Below are 22704 nucleotides of genomic sequence, written 5' to 3' on the forward strand. Positions count from 1 at the left end.
CCATGGCCCGCGTCTCCCTGCAGAACCTTCAGAAGCGCTTCGGTCCCACCACTGCGGTGGCCGATTTTTCCCTGGACATCGACGACGGCGAGCTGGTGACCTTCCTGGGCCCCAGCGGCTGCGGCAAGACCACCACGCTGCGCATGATCGCCGGCTTCATCGCTCCCACGGCGGGGCGCATCCTGGTCGGCGACGACGACATCACCCGCCTGCCGGTGCACAAGCGCCACACGGGTATGGTGTTCCAGCGCTACGCGCTGTTCCCGCACATGACGGTGGAGCAGAACGTGGCCTTCGGCCTGGAGATGCACAAAGTGCCGGCGGCGGCGCGCGGCGCGCGCATCGGTGAGGCGCTGGAGCTGGTGCGCATGGGCCACCTGCGCACGCGCTATCCGCGCGAGCTCTCGGGCGGCCAGCAGCAGCGCGTGGCCATCGCGCGGGCGCTGGCCATCCAGCCGCGCGTCTTCCTGCTGGACGAGCCTTTGTCCAACCTGGACGCCAAGCTGCGGCTGGAGGTGCGCGAGGAGATCCGCGCGCTGCAGCAGCGCCTGGGCCTGAGCACCGTGTTCGTGACGCACGATCAGGAGGAGGCCCTGGCCATCTCCGACCGCATGGCCATCATGCACGACGGCATCGTGCAGCAGGTGGGCGCGCCGCGCGAGCTCTACGAGCGCCCGGCCAACCTGTTCGTGGCCGAGTTCCTGGGCCGCATGAACCTGTTCCCCGGTCGGGCCGAGGGGCCGGACCGCTTCGTCAGCGAGACCGGAACCGTGATGGCCACCGACACGGCGCCGCGCGGCGCCACCCACCTGGGCATACGGCCGGAACGGCTGCGCCTGGCAGCGCAGCCGATGGCGGGCGGCAACGCGCTGGCCTGCACGCCGCAGGCCATCAGCTACCTAGGCGCGCACATCGAGGTGAAGGCGCTGCTGGCGGATGGCGCCACCGTGACCAGCCAGTTGGCCAACCACGTGGACGGCGGTTTCGACCCCGGGCAGATCGCAGTCGGCCGGCCCGCCTACGCCTGCTTCCGCCCGCAAGACTGCATGTTGTTCGACCGATGAGCCCGCACCTCACGCCCCCGCCGCGCCGCGCCCTGGCCCTGACCGGACCCGGCCTGGCCTTTCCCGCCTCCCTGGTGGTGCTGCTGGTGGTGCTCGCGCCCATGTTGTTGCTGCTGCTGGGCAGTTTGCGCGCCGACGCCACGCCCGGCACCGACGCCGCCAGCGGCTACACGCTGGCGAACTACGCGCTGTTCTTCACCGACCCCTACTACCACCGGGTGCTGTTCGACACGCTCTGGGTCTCGGCCGTATGCACCCTGGCGGCGCTGCTGCTGGGCTTCCCGGTGGCTTACTTCCTGGCGCGCACGCAGAGCCCGCGCAAGAGCCTGTTCATCGTGCTGCTGGTGTTCCCCCTGATGGTGGGTGGGGTGGTGCGCGCGGCGGGCTGGATGGTGATTCTGGGCAACGCCGGCATCGTCAACGCGGTGTTGACCGGCCTGGGCCTGAGCGAGGCGCCGGTGAAGCTGCTCTACACGCCGCTGGCGGTGATCCTGGGCACCACGGGCGTGGTGTTGCCCTACCTGATCCTGGCGCTGCAGAGCGTGCTGGAGGGGATCGACTTCTCGGTCGAGGAGGCGGCGCAGAACCTGGGGGCGAACTTCTTCACCACCTTCTGGCGCGTGCTGTTGCCCATGGCCGCGCCCGGCGTGGCCGCCGGCACGGTGCTCGTCTTCATCCTCTGCATGAACGCCTATGCCACGCCGGTGCTGCTGGGTGGCACGGGCCTCACGATGATGGCGCCGGCCCTCTACGACCAGATCACCAAAGCCGCCAACTGGGGCTTCGGTTCGGCGCTGGCCTGGGTGCTGGTGACCGTCACGCTGGCCATGGCCGTGCTGTCCAACGGATTCATCCACCGCCGTTACCGGCGAACCATGGGCGGCTGAGCCCGCCGGGGCCCGCAGCGAGCCATTCCCTCCCCACCTCAACCACCAACAGGAGTGTGTTTCATGAGACTGATCCGTCGTCGATTCATTCAAGGGGCTGGCGCCATCGCCCTGGCCCCGGCCCTGGGCCTGGCCGGCCGGCCGGCCCTGGCCGCCGGCGAGGCCTGTTCGGGCCGCGTGGTGGTGGGCACCTGGGGCGGTGACTACCAGCGCCTGTTGCAGGAGAACATCGACCCGCTGGCCAAGGCCGCGCAGCTGGAGGTGGTCTACGACGTGGGCGCCGCGCTGACGCGCCAGACCAAGATGCGCGCCGAGCGCAACGCCCGGCGGGCCACGCTGGACGTCTCGCTGCTGCGCGACAACGACATGTACCAGATGTTCGCCGAAGGCACGACCCAGGCCATCGACAAGGCGCTGGTGCCCAATCTGAAGCATGTGCTGCCCGGCCTGTCGCGCAGCTACGCGGTGCCGCACATCTTCAGCGCGCTGGTGCTGGTGTACGACACCGAGAAGGTGAAAACCGCGCCCACCGGCCTGGCGGCGCTGCTGGATGCCTCCCTCGCCGGCCGGGTGGGCGTGGTGGACGACCAGTACGACTACCTGACCCTGGCCGGCTCGCTGGCCTCGGGCAAGGGCGCGAGCGACCTGGCGGCCGGCCAGAACTTCCTGCGCGAGTTCAAGAACAACAAACCCAAGGTCTACCCCTCGGTCGACGCCCTGGCCAGCGCGCTCAAGAGTGGCGAGATCTGGGCCACGGTGACCTGGAAGGCGCGCGCGCTGCAGTGGAAGAAGGCCGGCCTGCCACTGGCCTTCGTGTTTCCGCGCGAAGGGGCCTTGCCCGCGACTTTCGAGGCCGCCGTGGCGGCCGGCAGCCGGGTGGGCGCCTGCGGCATGGGCTACCTCAATGCCATGCTGGACGCGCGCGCGCAGCGGGCTTTCGCGGAAACCATGGGCTACGCGCCCACGGTGGCCAACGCGGAGCTGCCGCCCTCGCTGGCCGAGTCCGTGGGCTTCAGCCGGGCCGAACTGGACCGCCTGGCCCAGGTCGATTTCGAGCTGCTGATGAAGAACAAGGCCGCATTGCTGGCCTTCTGGACCAAGGACTTCCGCGTCGGTCTCTGACGCGATCGCTGAACCGCGCGCGCGGCGCAGAGCCGCGCGCCATGGGAATTGACTGTGATTGTTATTGCGAACAACGAAGGCAAGTCGGGCATCCCCACGGCCGCGCGCCTGCTGGCGGCGGGCGCGCCCGGCCTGGATGCGCTGGAAGCCGGCATTGAGCTGGTGGAAGACGACGAGGAGGTCTGCACCGTCGGGCGAGGCGGTTGGCCCAACCTGCTGGGTGAGGTCGAACTCGACGCCTCGGCCATGCACGGCACCAGCCTGCGCACCGGCGCGGTGGGCGGGCTCAAGGGCTTTCGCCACCCCATCCGCGTGGCGCGGCAGGTGCTGGAGCGCCTGCCGCACGAACTGCTCATCGGGGCGGGCGCGGAGCGCTTCGCGGCGGAGATCGGCGCCGAGCGCATCGAGCTGCTGACCGAGCGCTCGCGCGGCGCCTGGCAGCGCTGGTTCGAAGCCGAGGTGAGCGAAGAGGACCGGCGCCGCTGGCCCGAAGTGGCGCTGGAGCGCTACTGCCACGACGCCGTCGACCCCGAGATCGGCAAAGACACCACGGTGTTCCTCGCGCAGGACGCCGAGCGCCACCTGGTCAGCGGCACCAGCACCTCGGGCTGGGGCTGGAAGTACCCCGGCCGCCTGGGCGACAGCCCCATCATCGGCGCCGGCTCCTACGCCGACAGCCGCTATGGCGCCTGCGCCTGCACTGGCGCGGGTGAGATGACCATCCGCGCGGGCACCTCGCGCGCCGTGGTGCTGTACATGAAGATGGGCATGTCGGTCGGGCGTGCGGTGGAGGAGGCCATCAACGACATGCGGGCCCTGCAGGGCGGCTTGCTCAACCGCGTGACCATCCACGCCATCGACAACCGCGGCAACCACCGCGTGGTCGCCGTCAACGGCATGGAGGGCAACCACTACTGGCTGTGGACGCCCGGCATGGACGCGCCCCAGGCCTTTCCGGCCGAGATCGTGGAGATCACGCCCCAGGTGACCCGCAAGAAAGGCGCGATGAGCGTCTACACGCGACCCGACGGGATGCCCGGCTGAATGAACGCCGCTGGGCGCTGCGGTCTCAGAGCGGCGCAACCATGTAGGCCGCGTCCTCGCCGTAGCTGAGCAGGTGGCGCTGCTGCTGCGGATCCGTGACGGCCCGCCGCGTGAAGCCGTGGCGCGCCCAGTAGGCTTGCGAGCCCTGCACCGAGACCAACGCGGCCTGGCGCACGCCGCGCGCGCGGGCGCGCTGGAAGAGGGCGCCGAGCAGCGCGCCCGCCGCGCCGCGCCCGCTCCACTCGGGCGCCACCGACACGTCGTGCAGGTAGAGCACGGGCTGGTGCGCGCGCGGCGGCAGGAAGTCACCGTCGAAGGGCGTGACCTTGCCGGGGTCCGACCAGTAGGCCGCCGCGTAGGCGCGCAGCGCGCGCGTGCGCTCGCAGGCGATGCCCAGCGACTGCTGGTGGTCGCTGGCCAGCCGCCGCGCGTAGACCTCGGCGCTTTCGAGGAAGTCCTCGCCAAAGCATTGGGCCTGCAGGTCCAGCAGGTCGTTCAGGTCGTCGGGGAGCAGGGAGCGGATGGTCCAGGAAGGCGCGGCGGGCATGAAGGCAAAGCGTGGCGCGAAGGCCGGTGGGCGCAGGGGCCCCGGAAAAACGAAAGGGCCCGAAGGCCCGACGCGCATTTTATCGGGCGCGGGTTGGCCCCCCGGTGGGGGCGGGCGGGCACTTCAAGCGGTCCACACCGTGCGCCCTCCCAGCACATGGCGCAGGACCCGCGTGCGCCGCACGGCGGCGGCCTCGGCCTGGAACGGGTCCGTGTCCACCAGGATGAGGTCCGCGTCGGCGCCCACGTTCAGGTGACCGATGCGGTCCCACAGCCCCATCGCCCGCGCGGCGTTTTCCGTGTGGCTGCGCAGGGCCTCGGCCGCGTCCAGGCGTTCGCGGGCGCCCAGCACCGCGCCCGAGGGTGTGCGCCGCTCGCGCGCGTCCGCCATGGAGGCGAAGGGGGAGAAGTCGCCGGCGGGGGCGTCCGAACTGCCCACCAGCCGCACGCCGCGCTCGACCAGGCTGCGGGCGGGGTAGAGGCGCTGGGCGCGCTCGGGGCCGAGCGCGGCCGCGAAGCCGTCGCCCATGCGCCCGATGAAGCTGGGCTGGGTCGCCACCGCGGCGCCGGTGGCCGCGAGCCGGTCCAGCGCGCCGTCGGACAGCAGGCCGAGGTGCTCGACGCGGTGCGGGCGACCGTCGGCCAGCGGCGCCGCGGTGCGCAGCGCGTCCAGCGCCTCGTCCACGCCGTGGTCGCCGATGGCGTGGATCGCCACCTGCCAGCCCGCCGCCGCCGCCACCGACACGCCGTGGCGCAGCGCCGCCGGGCTGTCCATGAGCAGGCCCTTGCGCTGCGCGCAGGCGCAGTAGGGCTGGTGCAGCGCCGCGGTCTGGCTGCCCAGGGTGCCGTCGCTGAAGCACTTGAGCGTGGCGGCGCGCCAGCGCGGGTCGAGCGAGGGCCGCAGGCCGCGCAGCGCGGCCTCGGTGGCGCCGATGGCGAACATGAAGCCCATGCGCAGCGGAAAGCCGCCCTGGTCGCGCACACGGCACCACAGATCCCACTCGGCCTCGAAGCCCGCGGTGAAGCCGACGGCCGCCTCCACCACGGTGCCCACGCCGAGCGACAGCGCGTGCCGCGCCACGGCGTGCAGGGCGCTGGCCAGTTCGTCGGCGGCGGGGCGCGGCAGCAGCGGGTACAGCGGCACCGCGGCGGCCTCGCGCAGGATGCCGTTGGGCACGCCGCCCTCGCGCTCGAGCAGGCCACCGGGCGGGTCGGGGCTGTCCTCGCGGTAGCCGGCGCGGCGCAGGGCCTCGGTGTTGACCACGGCCGCGTGCCCGCACACCCGCCGCAGCACCACCGGCCGGTCCGCCACGGCGCGGTCGATTTCGGCGCGCGTGGGCAGGCGCCGCTCGGCGAGCCGGGCCTCCGACAGCCCGTGGCCCACCAGCCAGTCGCCGTCCCCGCGCGCGCGCTCGCGCAGCGCGTCCAGCAGCTCGGGGATGGAGGCGGGGGCCTGCGGCCCCGACAGCTGCCAGACCAGCCGGTCCATCGCCATCCACCACAGGTGGGCGTGCGCGTCGATGAAGCTGGGCAGCACGGTGGCGCCGCCCGCGTCGATGACCTCGTCCGCCGGGGGCAGGGCCTCGCCGGCCTGGCCCAGCCAGCGCACGCGGCCGCCTTCCATCAGCAGCGCCGTGGCGTGCGCGCCCGACGCGTCCGGGTAGATGCGGGCGTTGCGCAGCAGCACGCGTCCGGTGGGGTTGCGCGCCTCAGGCATGGGTGGCCCCGCTGCCGAGGTAGCTGTCGATCACGCGCGGATCGCGCGCCAGTTCGCTGGAGGGCCCGTCGAGCACCACGTCGCCCATCTCCAGCACGTAGGCCCGGCCGCTGAAGCGCAGCGCCAGGCGCGCGTTCTGCTCGACCAGCAGCACGGCCAGGCCCTGGCTCGCGCGCAGGGCATCGAGGGCCTGCAGGATCTGCAGCGTGATGCGCGGCGCCAGGCCGGTGGAGGGCTCGTCGAGCAGCAGCAGCCGGGGGCGCGACATCAGCGCGCGGCCGATCGCCAGCATCTGCTGCTCGCCGCCCGACAGCGTCTGCGCCATCTGCGACTGGCGCTCCCGCAGCACGGGGAACAGGCCGAACACGAAGTCCACGTCGGCCTTGAGCGCGCCCCGGGCCTGGTGCCGACGCAGGTAGGCGCCGAGGCGCAGGTTGTCTATCACCGACAGGCCGCCGAACAGCTCGCGCCGCTCGGGCACCAGGGCCATGCCGGCGCGCAGGCGCTGCGCCGTGCCGGGCCCCAGGGCGCGACCGTTCCAGGTCAGCGCGCCCGAGGCCTGTGCATTGAGGCCCATGAGCGCGTTGAGCAGGGTGGTCTTGCCCGCGCCATTGGGGCCGATGACGGCCACCGCCTCGCCGGCGTCCACGCGCAGCGACAGGTTCTGGATGACCTCGGAGCGGCCATAGCCGGCCTTCAGTCCCTCGACGTTCAACATGCCTCGTCTCCCATGCCCAGGTAGGCCTCGATCACGCGCGGGTCGCGCCGCACCGCCGCCGGCGCGGCGTCGGCGATCAGGCGCCCGCGGTCCAGCACCACCACGCGGGTGGCCAGGGCCATCACGATGTCCATGTCGTGCTCCACCAGCACGATGGTGCAGCCCTGCGCGTGCAAGGCGCGAATGAGCGCCACCAGGCGCTCGCGGTCGGCGCGGCGCAGGCCGGCGGCCGGCTCGTCCAGCAGCAGCACCTCGGGGTCGGCCATGAGCGCGCGCGCCACCTCCACCAGACGGCGTTCGCCGAGCGAGAGGGTCTCCACCAGGCGCTGCGCGTGCGCGTCCAGGCCCACGCGCGCCAGGCAGTCGCGGGCCGAGGCGGCCACGCGGGCCTCGTCTTTCGCGTCGCGCCCGAACACGGCCGCCAGCACGCCGCTGCGGGTGCGCCGGAACGCGCCGAGCATGACGTTGTCGAGCACCGTGCGGTCTTCGAGCAGGCGCGTGTGCTGGAAGCTGCGCGCCAGGCCGCCGGCCGCGCGCGCCTGGGCCAGGGGCTCGCCGCGCAGGCGCACGCGCCCGGCGTGCCGCGCATTGACGCCGCTGATGACGTCGAAGCAGGTGGACTTGCCCGCGCCGTTGGGACCGATGAGGCCCAGCACCTCGCCGCGGTGCAGCCGGAAGCTCACGTCGCTGAGCGCCTTCACGCCGCCGAAGGCCACGCCCACCGCTTCGACGTCGAGCAGGGGCTCGCCGGACTCGCCGGACGCGGCGCCGGCCCGCGAGGGCAGGGCCACGCCGCCCGGCCGCGTCCCGCGCGTCGCCAGCGCGCGGTCCAGCCGGGTCCAGAGGCCTTCGGGGAAGAACAGCATGACGGCGATGATCAGCACGCCATAGAACAGCGGCTCCAGGCTGCTGGCCGTGGACGAAACGGCGGGCAGCACCGCCTGCAGCACCCAGTTCAGCCCTTCGACGATGCCGGTCCCCGCGAGCGCGCCCATGGCACTGAGCTCGCCACCCACCACGGCGATCATCAGGCCCTTGATGGAGCCCGACAGGTCGAACGGCGAGGGGCTGATGAAGCCCAGGTAGTGCGCGTACAGGCCGCCGGCCCAGCCCGCCACCATGGCCGACACCACGAAGGTCCACAGGCGCACGCCGCTGACCGAGATGCCGAAGCTCTCGGCCATCACCTCCTGCTGGCGCACCGCGCCGAGCGCGCGGCCGGTGCGCGAGCGCTGCACGCGCAGGATGGCGAAGACCACCAGCAGCGCGCAGCCCCAGCTCAGCAGGGCCATGGGGCGGGGCGCGCTCAGCGACTGGCCGAACAGCGTGAAGGGCGCGATGCCCGCCAGGCCCGAGGCGCCGCCGGTCCAGTCGGCCGCCGCGCGGAAGCACACGGCCAGCGCGATGCCCCAGGCCAGCGTGGTCAGGGCCAGGAAGTGGCCGCGCAGGCTGCTGGTGGCGCTGCCGATGAGCCAGGCCGCCGCGCCCGACACGCCCAGGCCCGCGATCAGGCCGGCTGCCGGGTGCAGGCCGGTGCGCGCCACCAGCAGGGCGCTGGCGTAGGCGCCCAGGCCCATGAAGGCGGCGTGCCCCAGCGAGACCTGGCCACTGAGCGCCAGGATCACCAGCGACAGGCCGAGCAGGGCGTAGATGCCCATGGTGGCGAGCACGGAGGCGTGGAACTCCGCGCCCGCGACCGACACCAGCGCGACCAGTGCCGCGACGACAAGAAGTCCGCGCGCCTCAATGCCCATGAACGACTCCCCGGCGCTTGTGGCGTGCGGTCTGCAGCAGCAGGATGGGAATGATGAGCAGGAACACCAGGGCGTCGCGGTAGGCGCTGCTCAGGTAGGAGAACACCGACTCGAAGCCGCCGATCAGCACGCCGCCGACGATGGCGCCGGGGTAGCTCACCAGGCCGCCCAGCGTGGCGCCCACGAAGCCCTTGAGCCCGATGAGGAAGCCCATCTCGTAGTGCACCCCGACCACGGGGGCGATCAGCACCCCGGCCACGGCGGCCAGGCCCGCGCCCAGGCCGAAGGCGCGGCGTCCGGCGCTCGCGACCTCGATGCCACACAGGTCGGCGCCCGTGCGGTTGACCGCGCAGGCGCGCAGTGCCGTGCCCGCCAGGGTGTGGTTGAAGCCCAGGTAGAGCGCCACCACCAGCAGCACCGTGAGGCCCAGCACCAGCAGCGACTGGTGGCTGATCACCACCGCGCCGATGGCAAGGCTGCCGTCGAGCAGGGGCTCGACCGAGTGCGCCTGCGGCCCCCAGAGCTGCAGGGCCAGGCCTTGCAGGATGAGGTGCATGCCCAGGGTCACGATGATGTAGACCAGCACGCTCGCGCGCGCAATGGGCTCGATCGCCAGGCGGTGGAACATGGGGCCGAGCGCCGACACCATGAGCACGGCGGCGGCGGCGTTGAGCGCCGCGGGCGCCCGCAGCGCCGCCAGGGCCAGCGGCAGCGCGAACGCGAGCGCCGCGGTGGCCAGCGCGCCCAGGCAGGGCCGCGCGATGGCCCAGGCCCCCTGGCGGCGGGCCGCCAGGGCGCTGAGCGCGCCCCACAGCAGCGCGCCCGCGCCGAGCAGGTAGCTGGTGCCCGGCAGCAGGCCTTGCTCCAGGCTCACCAGGGTCATGGCCGCGAGCATGGCGAAGTCGCCGTGGGCGATGTTGATGACGCGCGTCACCAGGTAAATGAGCACGATGCCCAGGCCGAGCAGCGCGTACACGGCGCCGCTCGTGAGCCCGTCGATGCCGAGGAACAGCAGGGTGTCCAGCGATGCCACCGCTCAGTCCCCCAGCAGCTTGAAGCGCCCGTTGTCGACGCGCAGCATGACCAGGCCGACATCGTCGAGGCCCAGGTGGTCGTCCTTGGACAGGTTGAAGATGCCGTTGGCGCCGGCGTGGCCGCGGATGCGCTCCATCTGGTCGCGCGCGGCGGCGCGCAGCGCGGGCAGCGGCGCGCCCGCGGGCGCCGCCTTGGTGGCGGCCGACAGGGCGCTGAGCGCGAGGTGGGCCGCGTCCCAGCCCTGGCCCGCGAACAGGTCGGCCGTTTCGCCGGGGAATTTGCGCGCGTAGGCTTCGACGAAGCGCTGCAGCGGCTGCTTGAGCGGGTGGCTCGCCGGCAGCTGCTCATGCACCTGCAGGGCACCGCTCACCACGTAGGCGCCGTCCAGCGTGCCCTTGGCCATGGCCAGAAAGCCCGCGTTGGCCGCGCCCGCGCTGTGGAACACGGGCCGGTCCACGCCCACGCGCAGCAAGGCCTGGTGCGCCAGCACGCTGGACGGCGGGATGGCGTGCAGGTAGACCGCGTCGGCGCCGGCCTGGCGGATGCGCAGCGCCTGCGGCGTGAAGTTGGTGTCGGCGCGGGAGAAGCGCTCGTTGGCCACGATCTGCAGGCCGTACTCGGGGGCCAGCTTGCGGAACTCGTTCCAGCCGGCCTCGCCATAGGCGTCCTCGAGCCCGAAGTAGGCGATGCGCTTGGCGCCGCTTTTCCTCAGGCGCTCGAGCGTGAAGGCGATCTGCATGCGGTCGGTCATCGGCGTCTTGAAGGTCCAGTGCCGCTCGGCCACGGGCTCCACCACGGTGGCGGCCGAGGCCATGGAAATGTTGAGCACGCCGGCCGCCTTGACGGTGTCCAGCACGGCCATGGAGGCGGGCGTGGTGGTGCAGCAGATGACCACCGCGGCGCCGTCCTCGCTGGCCAGCTTGCGCACCGCGTTGACGGCCCGCGTGGGATCGGAGCCGTCGTCCAGGTAGACGAAGCGCGGCTGGAACGGCAGGTCGCCGCGCGAGCGCGCCATCTCCTCGACCAGCTCGATCGCCTTCTTCTCGGGCAGGCCCAGGGCGGCGGCCGGCCCGCTGGCCGATGCCACCACGCCGATCACCAGCGTCGGTTTGCCAGGGGCCTGTGCCCAGGTCGTGGCGTGGGTTGCCGCCAGCAGCAGGGTCGCCGCCAGCAGCCGTTTGATGGGCTTCATGTGAGTGCTCCTCGTTGTGGATGCCGCGACGGTACGCAGCGCGCGCGCTCCTCGCGGTATCGGCCGATACAAGCGCGCTAAGGGAATGCCCTGGCGTGCAGGTATCGATCGATACAGACGTTGCGCGCCGGGCTCGCGAGACTGCGGCCCACCATCAATCACAACGGAGGTCCTCAGGATGGACAGCACTCTCGACAGCCGCCGGTTTCGCGCCGCGATGGCCTGTCTTCCCACTGGCGTCACCGTGGTGGCCTGCGGCACGGCCGAGGCACCCGCGGCCATGACGGCCAACTCGGTCACCTCGGTGAGCCTGGAGCCGCCGCTGCTGCTCGTCTGCGTGCGCAACGAAAGCCGCTGGCTCTCGCCGCTGCGGCGCCACGGCCGCTTCTCGGTCAACGTGCTCAAGGCCGGCCACCAGGCCGTGTCCCAGTACTACGCCGGCCGCGGCGAGGCGGGCTGCGAGGCCCCCTGGGCCATGGAGCAGGGCGTGCCCGTGCTCGACAACGCCGGCGCCGCCCTGGTCTGCGAGGTCGTGGCGCAGCACGCCGCGGGCGACCACACCATCGTCGTCGGGCAGGTGAACGCCCTGCGCGACGGCGATGTCGACGCGCGCGCGCTGGTGTACCTGCGGGGCCAGTACCACGAGCTTGGGGGGGCCGCCGCATGAGCCGCATCGCACCAGCTTCACCCGCCCCGGCCATCGAAGAACTGGTGGCGCGGGCGCGCGGCCTGGCGCCGCTGCTGCGCGACTGCGCGCCGCGGCACGAGGCCGAGCGCCGCGTGTCCGACGAGGCGATGGCCGCGATGCGCGGCATCGGCCTGTTCCGCATCGTGCAGCCCCTGTCCTGCGGCGGCTGGGACATGCACCCGCGCGCGCTGTTCGAATGCGCGCGCGAAGTGGCCCGCGCCGACACGGCGGCCGGCTGGATCCTTTGCCTGGCGGGCGTGCACCCCTGGCTGCTCGGCATGTTCGAGCCGCGTTTTCAGGACGAGGTCTTCGCCGGTGGTCGCGACGCGGTGGTGCCCGTGCTCAGCGGCGGTGTGGGGCGCGATGTGCAGGTGCGCCTCGAAGGCGACGCGCTGCGCCTGTCGGGCCGCTGGCTGTACGCCTCGGGCGTGGACGTGGCCGACTGGCTGTGCGTGATGGTGGCGGTGCCGCGGGACGGTGGCCCGCCCGAGCAGCGGCTCGCGGCGGTGCCGCGCAGCGCCTTCACGGTCGACCACGCCAGCTGGCAGGTGGCCAGCATGCGCGGCACCGGCAGCAAGGACGTGAGCCTGAGCGATTGCCTCGTGCCGCTGTACCGCACCCTCTCCTGGACCGACGCGCAGCGCGGCGTGTACCCGGGCCAGGCCCGCAACCACGGCCCCATGTACCGCATGCCGCTCAACGCGGTGTTCGCCTTGTGCACCGCGGCGGGTGTCGTGGGCGGGGCCTTTGGCCTGCTCGACGCCGTCATCGCGCTGGGTCGCAAGCGCATCGCCAACGCCACCTCGACCGCGCAGTCGGAGGACCGCCACAACCAGATCGAACTGGGCCAGGGCGCGGCGCAGATCCACATGGCGCACCGCCTGATCGTCTCCGACATCGACGAGATGCACGCCCAGGCCGAGCGCGGCGAGCCCTTTGGCCAGGAGCAGCGCGCCCGCTACCGGGCCGACGCCGCGCTGGCCTCGCGCATGGCGGTGGCGGCCGCTGGCCGGCTGGTGGCCACATGCGGCGGCGCCATCCTGCCGCAGGGGCCGGTGGAGCGCTTCTTCCGAGACATCCACGGCATGGCCTCCCACTTCCTGCTGCAGGCCGAGGTGGGTGGCGAGCTCTACGGCAAGACCCTCTATGGCCTGGAGCTGCCGCCCACCACGCGCCTGTGAGGGCGCCATTGAAGGATCGCGGCCATGAAGCTAGATTCCCCCGCCATGAGCGAACGCCGACAAGAAACCTGGGGCCTGTCCCCCGAGGACGTGGAGCTGTGGCTGCGGCACGACTACCTGGCCGACCGCCTGCGTATCCGCAAGGGCAACCTGCTGTACGGACAGGGGGAGGTGTCGCCGCACTTCTTCCTGATCCTCTCGGGCGAGGTGCGCATCTCCTGCTTCGAGGAAGACGGGCAGGAGATCACCATCGAGGTCATGGGCCCCAACGGCCTGTGCGGGGACGCCCCGGCGTTCGACGGGCTGCCGCGTTTCTCCACCGCGGTGGCCCTGCGCGACGCCGAGGTGCTGCGCTTCGACGCGCGGCGCCTGCGCGAGGCCTTCGCCACCCATCCCGAGCTCGCCCTGTCGCTGCTGCGCATCGTGAGCATCAAGCAGCGCGTGCTGGCCATCCGGCTCGAATACGCCTTCTCCCTGCCGCCCGAGGCGCGCGTGCTGCACCTGCTGCGGCGCGTGGCTGGCATCTTCGGCACCACCACCGCGCAGGGCCGGGAGATGACCGTGCACCTCACGCACGAGCAGGTGGGGCGCATGACCGGCACCTCGCGCGTGACCGTCACGCGCGTGATCAACCGCCTGCGCCAGCGCGGTCAACTGGCGATGAATGGGTCGCGCTTCGTGATCCTGAACGAAGGCGACCCGCCGGGCGAGGGCTGGCCCGAGACGCGGGCCGAGGCCTCCAATACGCGCTGAGGGCGCGCGCCCGGCGCACCCTCAGGACGGACTCAGGCCTTGGCCTCGGGCCCGTTGTCGTTGTCCATGTCGAGCATGGCGCGCCATTGCCCGTCGACCTTCTTCCACACCACCACGTACTTGCCGACGAAGCTCACCGGCCCTTCGTCCTTGACCATACTGATGCGGTAGCGGCCAATGTCGTAGGCCATGTCACCGGCGTCCGACAGGTGCAGCGTGGGCGTGTATTCGGCCACGAAGTCCTTGCGCTGCAGGTAGCCGCCCCAGACCTCCTTCAGCTTGGCCCGGCCCGTGGCCAGCGGCCGCCCGGGTGGCATGTAGGTGGCGTCGTCGGCGTAGATGGACAGGATGGCCTCCAGGTCGCGTTCGCGGATGGCCTTCATCCACTCCTGGTAGCGCTGGGTGATCGCCGCGACGGCGTCGGGGTGCTTGCTCATGAAATCTCCATGTGATCCGTGCAACCGCTTGTGCACGGGGCCATGGTGCGCACGGCGGCCCGCCGTGTCTGTATAGGCCGATACCGATCGCGGCTCAGACGCCGAGCCGGCGCATGCGATCGGCCATGTCGGACCAGACCTCCTTGGAGGCGATGAGGCCGTTGTCGATGTCGAAGCGGTCGATGTAGCGCACGCCATCGAAAGCCTGGCCATTGGCGAACACGCCGCTGACCGTGCCTTGGGCGAAGACCACGGTGTGGCCTTGGTGGCTCTGCGCCAGCTCCATCGCGCCATAGGTGTAGGCCACGCGCTGGTAGCGAGGCCCGCTCAGGGCGAGGAAATCGGCCACGCGCTGGAAGCGGGTGGGGCCGGGAAAGACCAGCTGGACGTCGGGCGTGAGGCAGCGCTGGGCCGCGTCGGCGTCTCCGTTGTTGACGGCGCGGATGAAGCGCTCGATCAGTTCGCGGGCGTGTTCTAGGGGTGTCATGGCGAAGGCCCAAGTGAAGGAAGCCCCATTCTTGGGTCGCGGCGCGGGTCGCGGCTGTATCGGGCGATACCGGCGCGGCGGGGCTGGCTTCGAGGGGGGGGCGTTCAGGGCCTGCCTGGAACGAATGGGGCGGTGGCGCTATCGCCTTTGGGGCCACATCCGAAGCAGCGTGTTGTCTCGGGTGACGAAGTGGTGGAACAGCGCCGCCAGGGCATGCGCGCCGACCAGGAAATAGCCCAGCGTGCCGAGCGCTTCGTGGACCTCTTTCAACTGCTTGCCGAGGTCTTTGTTTTCCGCCAGGAGCGCTGGCAGCTGGATGCCGAAGAACGGGATCGGCTTTCCCGAGGCGCTGAGCGTCAGCCAACCGAGCAGGGGCATGGCCACCAGAAAGACGTACAGAGCGATGTGCATGGCGCTTGCCAGCCCTTGCTGCCAGCGGGGCAAGGGTGGCGCGACGGCCGGGGTCTCGCCCAGGACGCGGTTGAACAGGCGCGGGGCCATGAGGGCCAGCACCGCCAGGCCGAGCATGAAATGCCCGTCCTTCAAGGCTTCGCGCGGTGCGCTGCCCTTGGCGAAGAGGTCGGTCAGGTTGATGCAGGCATAGACACCGATCAAGACGAGCACGGTCAACCAGTGGAGGGCTATCGAGACGGTTCCGTAGCGGCTTGAGGTGTTCTTCCAAGGCATCGTGAGCTCCTTGACCACGCCGAAAAGCTGAGGGTGGGCCATACGCCCTCTTCAGTGCATTCTGCGCTCGATCGTTGGGATGACCCAAGCCCATGGCGAGGTTAGGCGGGGTTCAGGCGCGCGGGGCTTGCGCTGCATCAAAGGGCCGGCTCTTGGCGAGGGTGCAAGGGATGCGCCGCGTGATTGGTCGGTCGTGGGCGGTGCACCGGGATGCACGAAAAAAAGCCCCGCAACACGAGGGTTGACGGGGCTTTCAGGGCTCTGGGTGAAGCGACCTGGGTCGTTCTGAGCGTGATGGTTGGCGGAGAGGGCGGGATTCGAACCCGCGGTGGGGATTAACCCACACACGCTTTCCAGGCGTGCGACTTAAACCGCTCATCCACCTCTCCGCGAAGCGCGGGATTGTAGCGCACCCGCGCAGGGCCTTAGCCGGTGTGGCTGCCGTCTTCGGCCTTGCGCCATGCGTGGCGCTGCAACACCTCGAGCGGGACGTGCTGCAAGGCGTTCTGGTGCGTGGCTTCGAGCACCACGGGCGGGGCCACGCCGGCCTGCAGCGCCTCCAGCCAGCGGCTCACGCACAGGCACCAGCGGTCGCCGGCCTTGAGGCCCGCGAAGCGCTGCTCGGGCCGGGGCGTGGCGAGGTCGTTGCCACGCTGGCTGGAGAAGTCGAGGAACTCGCGCGTGACGCGCGCACAGACCACGTGCGTGCCTTCGTCGTCGGCGCCGGTGTGGCAGCAGCCGTCGCGGTAGAAGCCGGTCAGCGGGTCGAACGAGCAGGCTTGCAGCTCGCCGCCCAGCACGTTGTGCGCGAGGTCGTCCATGTCAGGCTCCCGGGGTTTTGCCCGCCTGCACCATCTTCATGGCCGAGCCGATCAGTGCCGAGACCTCGGTCATGTTGCTGGGCACGATGAGCGTGGTGGTGGCGTCGGCCGCCACGCTGGCGTAGGCCTCGACGGCCTTCTCGGCCACCTTCAGCTGCACGGCCTCCTGGCCTCCAGGTTGGCGGATCGCCTCGGCCACCTGCCGGATCGCGCCAGCCGTGGCCTCGGCCACGGCGAGGATGGCGGCTGCCTCGCCCTGGGCCTTGTTGATCTCGGCCTGCTTCTCGCCCTCGGAGCGCGCGATGAAGGCCTCGCGCTCGCCGGTGGCGATGTTGATCTGCTCCTGCCGGCGGCCTTCGGAGGCGGCGATCAGGGCACGCTTCTCGCGTTCGGCCGTGATCTGGGCCTGCATGGCGCGCAGGATCTCGGCCGGCGGCGTCAGGTCCTTGATCTCGTAGCGCAGCACCTTCACGCCCCAGTTGAGCGCGGCCTCGTCGATGGCCGAGACCACCTGCGCGTTGATCATGTCGCGCTCCTCGAAGGTCTTGTCGAGCTCGAGCTTGCCGATGACCGAGCGCAGCGAGGTCTGCGCCAGCTGCGTGACCGCGACGATGTAGTTGGACGAGCCGTAGCTCGCGCGCATGGGGTCGGTCACCTGGAAGTAGAGGATGCCGTCCACCTGGAGCTGGGTGTTGTCGCGCGTGATGCAGACCTGGCTGGGCACGTCCAGCGGGATTTCCTTCAGGCTGTGCTTGTAGGCCACCTTGTCGATGAAGGGCACGATGATGTTCAGGCCGGGCGCGAGCGAGGCGTGGTACTTGCCCAGGCGTTCGATCACCCAGGCGGTCTGCTGGGGCACGATCTTGACGGCGCGCGTGACGAAGATCGCGGCGACGACGATGAGCAGGATGGCGATTTCCATGGTCGGGTCTTGTTCTTTCTAGGGAGCGGTTGCGGGGCGGCCTGGACTCAGGCCTTCTCGACGAGCAGGCGGTTGCCCACGAGTTCGGTGACGCGGTAGGCGCCGGGTGTGGGCGCGTTGCCGGGCCGCTGGATCACGGTCCAGGCGGCGCCGCGGTATTTGACCGTGGCCGTGCCGTCGTTGTTCCATTGCTCGATGTGAATGACCTCGCCAATGTCGAGGTTGACGCTGCGCAGGCTGCGCACCGAAGGGTCGCCGGGCCGGCGGCGCGAGTGCCAGTGCCACCCCGCCACCGCGGCAGCGCCCACCAAGGCGGCCACCACCAGCTGTCCCGTCAGGGGCAGTCCCAGGTGCGCGGCGATGGCGCCGGCCGCGGCGCCCAGCGCCAGCATGAGCAAGTAGAACGTGCCGGTGAGCAGCTCGGCGCCCACGAGCACGCCCGCCAGCAGCCACCACCAGGTCGAATCGGCCATGTGCCTTGTCCTCCGTGTAGCGGTCCCCCGTCGGGACCGCTTCGCATTCTGCGCCAATCCAGGCCCGACAAGGCCGGACGGACATGCGTTTTCCGTACACTTGCGCGCTTCGCCAGGAGAGCCGCATGAAGTTCCGTTTCCCCATCGTCATCATCGACGAGGATTTCCGCTCCGAGAACACCTCGGGCCTGGGCATTCGCGCGCTCGCGCAGGCCATCGAAAGCGAGGGCATGGAGGTCGTGGGCGTCACGAGCTATGGCGACCTGTCGCAGTTCGCGCAGCAGCAAAGCCGCGCCAGCGCCTTCATCCTGTCCATCGACGACGAGGAGTTCAGCCAGGGGCCGGACCTCGACCCCGCGGTGCTGAACCTGCGCACCTTCATCGAAGAGGTGCGCCGCAAGAACGCCGACGTGCCGATCTATATCTATGGCGAGACCAAGACCAGCCGGCACCTGCCCAACGACGTGCTGCGCGAACTGCACGGCTTCATCCACATGTTCGAGGACACGCCCGAGTTCGTGGCGCGCCACATCATCCGCGAGGCCAAGAGCTACCTCGAAGGTATTCAGCCGCCGTTCTTCAAGGCCCTGCTGGACTACGCCGAGGACGGCTCCTATTCCTGGCACTGCCCGGGCCACTCGGGTGGCGTGGCCTTCCTCAAGAGCCCCGTGGGCCAGATGTTCCACCAGTTCTTCGGCGAGAACATGCTGCGCTCGGACGTGTGCAACGCGGTCGAGGAGCTGGGCCAGCTGCTCGACCACAACGGCGCCATCGGTGCCAGCGAGCGCAACGCGGCGCGCATCTTCAACGCCGACCACTGCTTCTTCGTCACCAACGGCACCAGCACCAGCAACAAGATGGTCTGGCACCACACGGTGGCCCCGGGCGACGTGGTGGTGGTGGACCGCAACTGCCACAAGTCCATCCTGCACAGCATCATCATGACGGGCGCCGTTCCCGTCTTCCTCAAGCCCACGCGCAACCACTACGGCATCATCGGCCCGATCCCGCAGAGCGAGTTCGAGATCGAGGCCATCCAGGCCAAGATCCGCGCCAACCCGCTGCTCAAGGGCGTGGACGCCGCCGCCGTCAAGCCGCGCATCCTCACCCTCACGCAGAGCACCTACGACGGCGTGCTCTACAACACGGAGGCCATCAAGCAGATGCTGGATGGCTACGTCGGCAACCTGCACTTCGACGAAGCCTGGCTGCCGCACGCGGCCTTCCATCCCTTCTATGGCAACTACCACGCCATGGGCAAGAAGCGCGCGCGGCCCATGGAGTCGGTGGTGTACGCCACCCAGTCCATCCACAAGCTGCTGGCCGGCATCAGCCAGGCCAGCCATGTGCTGGTGCAGGACTCGCAGAACGTCAAGCTCGACCGGCACCTGTTCAACGAGTCCTACCTGATGCATACCAGCACCAGCCCGCAGTACGCGATCATCGCGAGCTGCGACGTGGCCGCGGCCATGATGGAGCCGCCCGGTGGCCGCGCGCTGGTCGAGGAAAGCCTGCTGGAGGCGCTGGACTTCCGCCGCGCCATGCGCAAGGTCGAGGACGACTTCGGCGCCGACGACTGGTGGTTCAAGGTCTGGGGCCCGGACCGCCTGGCCGACGAGGGCGTGGGCGAGGCCAAGGACTGGGTGCTCAACCGCCGCCGCGACGACGCCGCCGAGCACCACACCGAGCGCGACTGGCACGGCTTCGGTGATATGGCGCCGGGCTTCAACATGCTGGACCCGATCAAGGCCACCATCGTCACGCCCGGCCTCGACATGGACGGCAGCTTCGGCGAAACCGGCATCCCCGCGTCCATCGTCACCAAGTTCCTGGCCGAGCACGGCGTGGTGGTGGAGAAGACCGGCCTCTACAGCTTCTTCATCATGTTCACCATCGGCATCACCAAGGGCCGCTGGAACACGCTGCTCACGGCGCTGCAGCAGTTCAAGGACGACTATGAGAAGAACCAGCCGATGTGGCGCATCATGCCGGAGTTCTGCGCCAAGCAGCCGCGCTACGAGCAGATGGGCCTGCGCGACCTGTGCCAGCACGTGCATGCGCTCTACGCCAAGTACGACATCGCGCGCCTGACCACCGAGATGTACCTGAGCGACCTGCTGCCGGCCATGAAGCCCAGCGAGGCCTTTGCCCACATCGCCCAGCGCACCACCGAGCGCGTGCCCATCGACGAGCTGGAGGGCCGCATCACCACCAGCCTGGTGACGCCGTACCCGCCGGGCATCCCGCTGCTGATCCCGGGCGAGGTGTTCAACCGCAAGATCGTGGACTACCTCAAGTTCAACCGCGAGTTCGCGCGCGAGTGCCCGGGTTTCGAGACCGACATCCACGGCCTGGTGGAGACCGTGGGCGAGGACGGGCGCAAGGCCTATTTCGCGGACTGCGTGAAGGCCTGAGCGGCCGGCGCGCATTCAGCAAAAAGGCCCTGCGCTGCAGGGCCTTTTTTTGTGGCCGACGCCCGGGGATCAGGCCTCGGCGTTGGCCGAGTCGCCCACCACGTGGCTGAAGCCGCCGTCGACGTAGATGATCTCGCCCGTGATGCCCGAGGACAGGTCGGACAGCAGGAAGGCCGAGGCATTGCCCACGTCTTCGATGGTGACGTTGCGGCGCAGCGGCGACACGGTGGACACCAGGTTCATGAGCTTGCCGAAGCCCTTGATGCCGCTGGCGGCCAGGGTCTTGATGGGGCCGGCGCTCACGCCGTTGACGCGCATGCCCTTGGGACCCAGGGATTCGGCCAGGTAGCGCACCGAGGCCTCCAGGCTGGCCTTGGCCAGGCCCATGGTGTTGTAGTTGGGCACGCAGCGTTCGGCGCCCAGGTAGCTCAGCGTGAGCAGGGCGGCGCGCTGGTTGAGGTAGGGCAGGGCCGCCTTGGCCATGGCCGGGAAGCTGTAGGCGCTGATGTCGTGCGCGATCTTGAAGGCCTCGCGCGACAAACCATCCAGGAAGTCGCCCGCGATGGCTTCGCGCGGCGCGAAACCGATGGCGTGCACGAAACCATCGAAGGTGGGCCAGGTCTGAGACAGATCGCTGAACAGCTTCTCGATCTGGGCGTCGTCGCCCACGTCGCAGTCGAAGACCAGCGTGGAGCCGAAATCGGCGGCGAACTCGGTGATGCGGTCCTTGAAGCGCTCACCCACGTAGCTGAAGGCCAGTTCAGCGCCTTGTTCGTGGCAGGCCTTGGCGATGCCGTAGGCGATGGAACGGTTGGACAGCACCCCAGTGATGAGCAGCTTCTTGCCAGCGAGAAAACCCATTGATCGGACTCCAGGAAAAAATCACGCAGAATTGTCGCATGCACGTTACGCCCCTTTCCTTGCTGCGCCGGCTGTGCCGCTGGGGCGTGGCGTGGACCCTGGGCCTGGCGGCGCCGGCGCTGTGGGCTGCGCACGGGTATGCGATCTGGGGCGAATTGAAGTACCCGGAGGGATTCACCCACTTCGATTACGTCAATCCGCAGGCGCCCAAGGGCGGCGAACTGCGCCTGGTGAGCAATCTGCGCGTCAGCAATTTCGACAAGTACAACCCGTTCAGCTTGCGCGGCACCGCCCCGGCTTACCTCAGCGGCCTGATGTTCGATTCGCTGCTGACCGGGGCGCTGGACGAGACCGGCTCCGGCTACGGTCTGCTGGCCGAGGACGTGCAGGCCGCGCCCGACGGCTTGTCCGTGGTGTTTCGGCTGCGCGACACGGCCAAGTTCCACAACGGCGACCCGGTGCTGGCCGCCGACGTGAAGTTCAGTTTCGACACCCTGTTGGGCCCTTACACCTCGCCGGCCTACAAGACCATCCTGGCGGACGTGGCGGGCCTGGACGTGCTCGGCGAGCGCACCGTGCGCTTCCGTTTCAAGCGGCCCAACCGCGAACTGCCGCTCACCGTCGGGGCCATACCCATCTTCAGCCGGCAGTGGGGCAATGAGCCCGATCCCGCCACCGGCCAGCGCAAGACTTTCGACAAGGTCGTGATGGACCCGCCCATCGGCAGCGGCCCCTACACCATCGGACCGGTGAAGTTCGGCCGCGACATCACCTATGTGCGCGACCCGGGCTACTGGGCGCGCGACCTGCCGGTGCGCCGCGGCACGGCCAACTTCGACCGCATCTCGGTGAAGATCTACAAGGACAACACGGCGCGACTGGAGGCGCTCAAGGCGGGCGAGTTCGACCTGATGCGCTTCTTCTCGGCCGGTGACTGGGCGCGCCGCGTCAACGGCCGCAAGTTCGACAGCGGCGAGCTGGTCAAGATCGAGCTGCCTCACAAGCTGCCCACTGGCTTCCAGAGCTATGTGCTCAATACCCGGCGCAAGCCGCTGGACGACATCCGCGTGCGCGAGGCCCTGGACCTGGCGGTGGACTACGAGTGGATGAACCGGCAGATGTTCTATGGCGCCTACCAGCGTGTGCGGGGCCTGTTCGGCAACACCGAGTGCGCGGCCCAGGGTTCGCCCTCGCCCGAGGAACTGGCGCTGCTCGAGCCAGGCCGCGCGCAGCTGCCGCCGGCCGTGTTCGGGCCCATGTATGCGCCGCCACGCACCGACGGCGGGCAGTCGCTGCGCGGCAACCTGCGAAAGGCCCAGGCGCTGCTGCGGGAGGCGGGCTGGACGGTGCAGGACGGCGTGCTCAAGAACGCCCAGGGCGAGCCCCTGGTGCTGGAGTACCTCGACAGCAACGAAACCGGCGCGCGCGTGGTCTCGCCCTGGATCCGCAACCTGCAAAAGCTCGGCATCACGCTGCGCTTCCGGCCCGTCGACTTCGCGCTCTACCAGCAGCGCCTGCGCACCTTCGACTTCGACATCATTTCGATCGCCTTCCAGGGCACGACCAACCCCGGCGCCGAGTACGCCGACCTGTTCGGCAGCGAGGCCGCGAAAACGCCCGACTCGGGCAACTACGCGGGCATGGCCAACCCGGTGGTGGACCGGCTCATCGCTCGCATGGTGGGCGCCAAGACCCAGCCCGATTTCCTCGCCGCCTGCCGGGCATTGGACCGCGCGATCGCCCACAGCCACATCCTGATTCCGCAGTGGTCGGCGTCCACGCACCGCCTGGCCTACAACGCCTGGCGCCTGCAGCGCCCGCCCGAAATGCCCCCGTACGCCACCGGCGAGGCCTGGGCCATCGACACCTGGTGGGCCGCCCCACGGCAGCAGGACTGACGC

At 70.3% G+C, this 22704-nt stretch carries 22 protein-coding genes and 1 tRNA gene; 9 read left to right on the forward strand and 14 right to left on the reverse strand.

The features are described 5' to 3' along the window. Positions 1-2: 2 nt before the first annotated feature. The 4 genes from SOM08_RS11185 (at position 3) to SOM08_RS11200 (ending at position 4117) form a co-directional block, all read left to right on the forward strand. Positions 3-1064, forward strand: coding sequence for an ABC transporter ATP-binding protein (locus SOM08_RS11185; protein ID WP_322468944.1), 1062 nt, complete (start codon positions 3-5; stop codon positions 1062-1064). Further along, positions 1061-1951 (forward strand): ABC transporter permease, encoded by an 891-nt coding sequence (locus SOM08_RS11190; protein WP_322468945.1) that lies wholly within the window; start codon positions 1061-1063, stop codon positions 1949-1951. The genes SOM08_RS11185 and SOM08_RS11190 overlap by 4 nt, the downstream gene beginning before the upstream one ends. Before the next feature lie 63 nt (positions 1952-2014). Further along, positions 2015-3073, forward strand: coding sequence for an extracellular solute-binding protein (locus SOM08_RS11195; RefSeq protein WP_116961006.1), 1059 nt, complete (start codon positions 2015-2017; stop codon positions 3071-3073). A 54-nt stretch (positions 3074-3127) separates the two neighbouring features. Further along, on the forward strand, positions 3128-4117 hold the full coding sequence (locus SOM08_RS11200) for a N(4)-(beta-N-acetylglucosaminyl)-L-asparaginase (RefSeq protein ID WP_116961007.1): 990 nt from the start codon (positions 3128-3130) through the stop codon (positions 4115-4117). Positions 4118-4142: 25 nt separating this feature from the next. Here the strand turns inward: SOM08_RS11200 and SOM08_RS11205 are convergent, their stop codons facing one another. From SOM08_RS11205 to SOM08_RS11230, 6 genes are all read right to left on the reverse strand, one after another. After that, a complete protein-coding gene (locus SOM08_RS11205; RefSeq protein WP_116961020.1) occupies positions 4143-4664 on the reverse strand; it encodes a GNAT family N-acetyltransferase in 522 nt (173 codons plus the stop codon). 123 nt (positions 4665-4787) lie between these two features. Next, a complete protein-coding gene (locus SOM08_RS11210) occupies positions 4788-6380 on the reverse strand; it encodes an amidohydrolase (protein WP_322468946.1) in 1593 nt (530 codons plus the stop codon). Beyond that, complete coding sequence (locus tag SOM08_RS11215; protein ID WP_116961009.1) at positions 6373-7098, reverse strand: ABC transporter ATP-binding protein; 726 nt, start codon at positions 7096-7098, stop codon at positions 6373-6375. Before SOM08_RS11215 ends, SOM08_RS11210 begins: the two co-directional genes overlap by 8 nt. After that, complete coding sequence (locus SOM08_RS11220; RefSeq protein ID WP_322468947.1) at positions 7092-8852, reverse strand: branched-chain amino acid ABC transporter ATP-binding protein/permease; 1761 nt, start codon at positions 8850-8852, stop codon at positions 7092-7094. Before SOM08_RS11220 ends, SOM08_RS11215 begins: the two co-directional genes overlap by 7 nt. After that, a complete protein-coding gene (locus SOM08_RS11225; RefSeq protein ID WP_116961011.1) occupies positions 8842-9885 on the reverse strand; it encodes a branched-chain amino acid ABC transporter permease in 1044 nt (347 codons plus the stop codon). The genes SOM08_RS11220 and SOM08_RS11225 overlap by 11 nt, the downstream gene beginning before the upstream one ends. Positions 9886-9888: 3 nt before the next feature. Further along, complete coding sequence (locus SOM08_RS11230) at positions 9889-11079, reverse strand: ABC transporter substrate-binding protein (protein WP_181936591.1); 1191 nt, start codon at positions 11077-11079, stop codon at positions 9889-9891. 178 nt (positions 11080-11257) lie between these two features. Between SOM08_RS11230 and SOM08_RS11235 the strand changes: the two genes are divergently transcribed. The 3 genes from SOM08_RS11235 to SOM08_RS11245 are packed head-to-tail and all read left to right on the forward strand — an operon-like array spanning position 11258 to position 13701. Beyond that, entirely contained in the window at positions 11258-11746 is a 489-nt protein-coding gene (locus SOM08_RS11235; RefSeq protein WP_181936592.1) for a flavin reductase family protein, read from the forward strand. Continuing rightward, positions 11743-12948 (forward strand): hypothetical protein, encoded by a 1206-nt coding sequence (locus SOM08_RS11240; protein WP_116961013.1) that lies wholly within the window; start codon positions 11743-11745, stop codon positions 12946-12948. Before SOM08_RS11235 ends, SOM08_RS11240 begins: the two co-directional genes overlap by 4 nt. 24 nt (positions 12949-12972) lie before the next feature. Then, complete coding sequence (locus SOM08_RS11245; protein WP_116961014.1) at positions 12973-13701, forward strand: Crp/Fnr family transcriptional regulator; 729 nt, start codon at positions 12973-12975, stop codon at positions 13699-13701. A gap of 32 nt (positions 13702-13733) precedes the next feature. Here the strand turns inward: SOM08_RS11245 and SOM08_RS11250 are convergent, their stop codons facing one another. The 7 genes from SOM08_RS11250 to SOM08_RS11280 all read right to left on the reverse strand — a co-directional run bounded on the left by SOM08_RS11250 (position 13734) and on the right by SOM08_RS11280 (position 17528). Continuing rightward, a complete protein-coding gene (locus tag SOM08_RS11250; RefSeq protein WP_181936593.1) occupies positions 13734-14138 on the reverse strand; it encodes a YybH family protein in 405 nt (134 codons plus the stop codon). A 94-nt stretch (positions 14139-14232) separates the two neighbouring features. Beyond that, complete coding sequence (locus SOM08_RS11255; RefSeq protein ID WP_322468948.1) at positions 14233-14625, reverse strand: nuclear transport factor 2 family protein; 393 nt, start codon at positions 14623-14625, stop codon at positions 14233-14235. Positions 14626-14763: 138 nt separating this feature from the next. Further along, positions 14764-15354: a cytochrome b gene (locus tag SOM08_RS11260; RefSeq protein WP_322468949.1), complete on the reverse strand. Its 591-nt coding sequence runs from the start codon at positions 15352-15354 to the stop codon at positions 14764-14766. 257 nt (positions 15355-15611) lie between these two features. Then, positions 15612-15701, reverse strand: a tRNA-Ser gene (locus SOM08_RS11265). 36 nt (positions 15702-15737) lie between these two features. Further along, positions 15738-16133, reverse strand: a complete 396-nt coding sequence (locus SOM08_RS11270; RefSeq protein WP_116957510.1) for a DUF2237 family protein — start codon at positions 16131-16133, stop codon at positions 15738-15740. A gap of 1 nt (position 16134) precedes the next feature. Beyond that, positions 16135-17055: an SPFH domain-containing protein gene (locus SOM08_RS11275; RefSeq protein WP_116957509.1), complete on the reverse strand. Its 921-nt coding sequence runs from the start codon at positions 17053-17055 to the stop codon at positions 16135-16137. A 47-nt stretch (positions 17056-17102) separates the two neighbouring features. Continuing rightward, positions 17103-17528: an NfeD family protein gene (locus SOM08_RS11280; RefSeq protein ID WP_322468950.1), complete on the reverse strand. Its 426-nt coding sequence runs from the start codon at positions 17526-17528 to the stop codon at positions 17103-17105. Between the two features lie 125 nt (positions 17529-17653). Here SOM08_RS11280 and SOM08_RS11285 point away from each other — a divergent pair, with 125 nt between their 5' ends. Further along, complete coding sequence (locus tag SOM08_RS11285; RefSeq protein ID WP_116957507.1) at positions 17654-19942, forward strand: arginine/lysine/ornithine decarboxylase; 2289 nt, start codon at positions 17654-17656, stop codon at positions 19940-19942. Positions 19943-20011: 69 nt separating this feature from the next. Here SOM08_RS11285 and fabI read toward each other — a convergent pair whose 3' ends face one another. Beyond that, positions 20012-20803, reverse strand: a complete 792-nt coding sequence (gene fabI / locus SOM08_RS11290) for an enoyl-ACP reductase FabI (RefSeq protein WP_116957506.1) — start codon at positions 20801-20803, stop codon at positions 20012-20014. 38 nt (positions 20804-20841) lie between these two features. On the opposite strand from fabI, the gene SOM08_RS11295 reads away from it, so the two are divergent. Then, the gene (locus tag SOM08_RS11295) at positions 20842-22701 is read left to right on the forward strand and encodes an extracellular solute-binding protein (protein WP_322468951.1); all 1860 of its coding nucleotides are present in this window, start codon (positions 20842-20844) and stop codon (positions 22699-22701) included. Positions 22702-22704: the final 3 nt, after the last annotated feature.

Source organism: Hydrogenophaga sp. SNF1, assembly GCF_034421675.1.
In the GTDB taxonomy this organism is placed as follows: domain Bacteria; phylum Pseudomonadota; class Gammaproteobacteria; order Burkholderiales; family Burkholderiaceae_C; genus Hydrogenophaga; species Hydrogenophaga borbori.

Coding starts and splice junctions, on each gene's coding strand:
- SOM08_RS11255 (WP_322468948.1), bottom strand. CDS start 14,625: ATGACACCCCTAGAACACGCCCGCGAACTGATCGAGCGCTTCATCCGC.
- SOM08_RS11190 (WP_322468945.1), top strand. CDS start 1,061: ATGAGCCCGCACCTCACGCCCCCGCCGCGCCGCGCCCTGGCCCTGACC.
- SOM08_RS11205 (WP_116961020.1), bottom strand. CDS start 4,664: ATGCCCGCCGCGCCTTCCTGGACCATCCGCTCCCTGCTCCCCGACGAC.
- SOM08_RS11230 (WP_181936591.1), bottom strand. CDS start 11,079: ATGAAGCCCATCAAACGGCTGCTGGCGGCGACCCTGCTGCTGGCGGCA.
- SOM08_RS11275 (WP_116957509.1), bottom strand. CDS start 17,055: ATGGAAATCGCCATCCTGCTCATCGTCGTCGCCGCGATCTTCGTCACG.
- SOM08_RS11210 (WP_322468946.1), bottom strand. CDS start 6,380: ATGCCTGAGGCGCGCAACCCCACCGGACGCGTGCTGCTGCGCAACGCC.
- SOM08_RS11235 (WP_181936592.1), top strand. CDS start 11,258: ATGGACAGCACTCTCGACAGCCGCCGGTTTCGCGCCGCGATGGCCTGT.
- SOM08_RS11280 (WP_322468950.1), bottom strand. CDS start 17,528: ATGGCCGATTCGACCTGGTGGTGGCTGCTGGCGGGCGTGCTCGTGGGC.
- SOM08_RS11220 (WP_322468947.1), bottom strand. CDS start 8,852: ATGGGCATTGAGGCGCGCGGACTTCTTGTCGTCGCGGCACTGGTCGCG.
- fabI (WP_116957506.1), bottom strand. CDS start 20,803: ATGGGTTTTCTCGCTGGCAAGAAGCTGCTCATCACTGGGGTGCTGTCC.
- SOM08_RS11295 (WP_322468951.1), top strand. CDS start 20,842: ATGCACGTTACGCCCCTTTCCTTGCTGCGCCGGCTGTGCCGCTGGGGC.
- SOM08_RS11240 (WP_116961013.1), top strand. CDS start 11,743: ATGAGCCGCATCGCACCAGCTTCACCCGCCCCGGCCATCGAAGAACTG.
- SOM08_RS11195 (WP_116961006.1), top strand. CDS start 2,015: ATGAGACTGATCCGTCGTCGATTCATTCAAGGGGCTGGCGCCATCGCC.
- SOM08_RS11260 (WP_322468949.1), bottom strand. CDS start 15,354: ATGGCCCACCCTCAGCTTTTCGGCGTGGTCAAGGAGCTCACGATGCCT.
- SOM08_RS11245 (WP_116961014.1), top strand. CDS start 12,973: ATGAAGCTAGATTCCCCCGCCATGAGCGAACGCCGACAAGAAACCTGG.
- SOM08_RS11270 (WP_116957510.1), bottom strand. CDS start 16,133: ATGGACGACCTCGCGCACAACGTGCTGGGCGGCGAGCTGCAAGCCTGC.
- SOM08_RS11215 (WP_116961009.1), bottom strand. CDS start 7,098: ATGTTGAACGTCGAGGGACTGAAGGCCGGCTATGGCCGCTCCGAGGTC.
- SOM08_RS11285 (WP_116957507.1), top strand. CDS start 17,654: ATGAAGTTCCGTTTCCCCATCGTCATCATCGACGAGGATTTCCGCTCC.
- SOM08_RS11185 (WP_322468944.1), top strand. CDS start 3: ATGGCCCGCGTCTCCCTGCAGAACCTTCAGAAGCGCTTCGGTCCCACC.
- SOM08_RS11250 (WP_181936593.1), bottom strand. CDS start 14,138: ATGAGCAAGCACCCCGACGCCGTCGCGGCGATCACCCAGCGCTACCAG.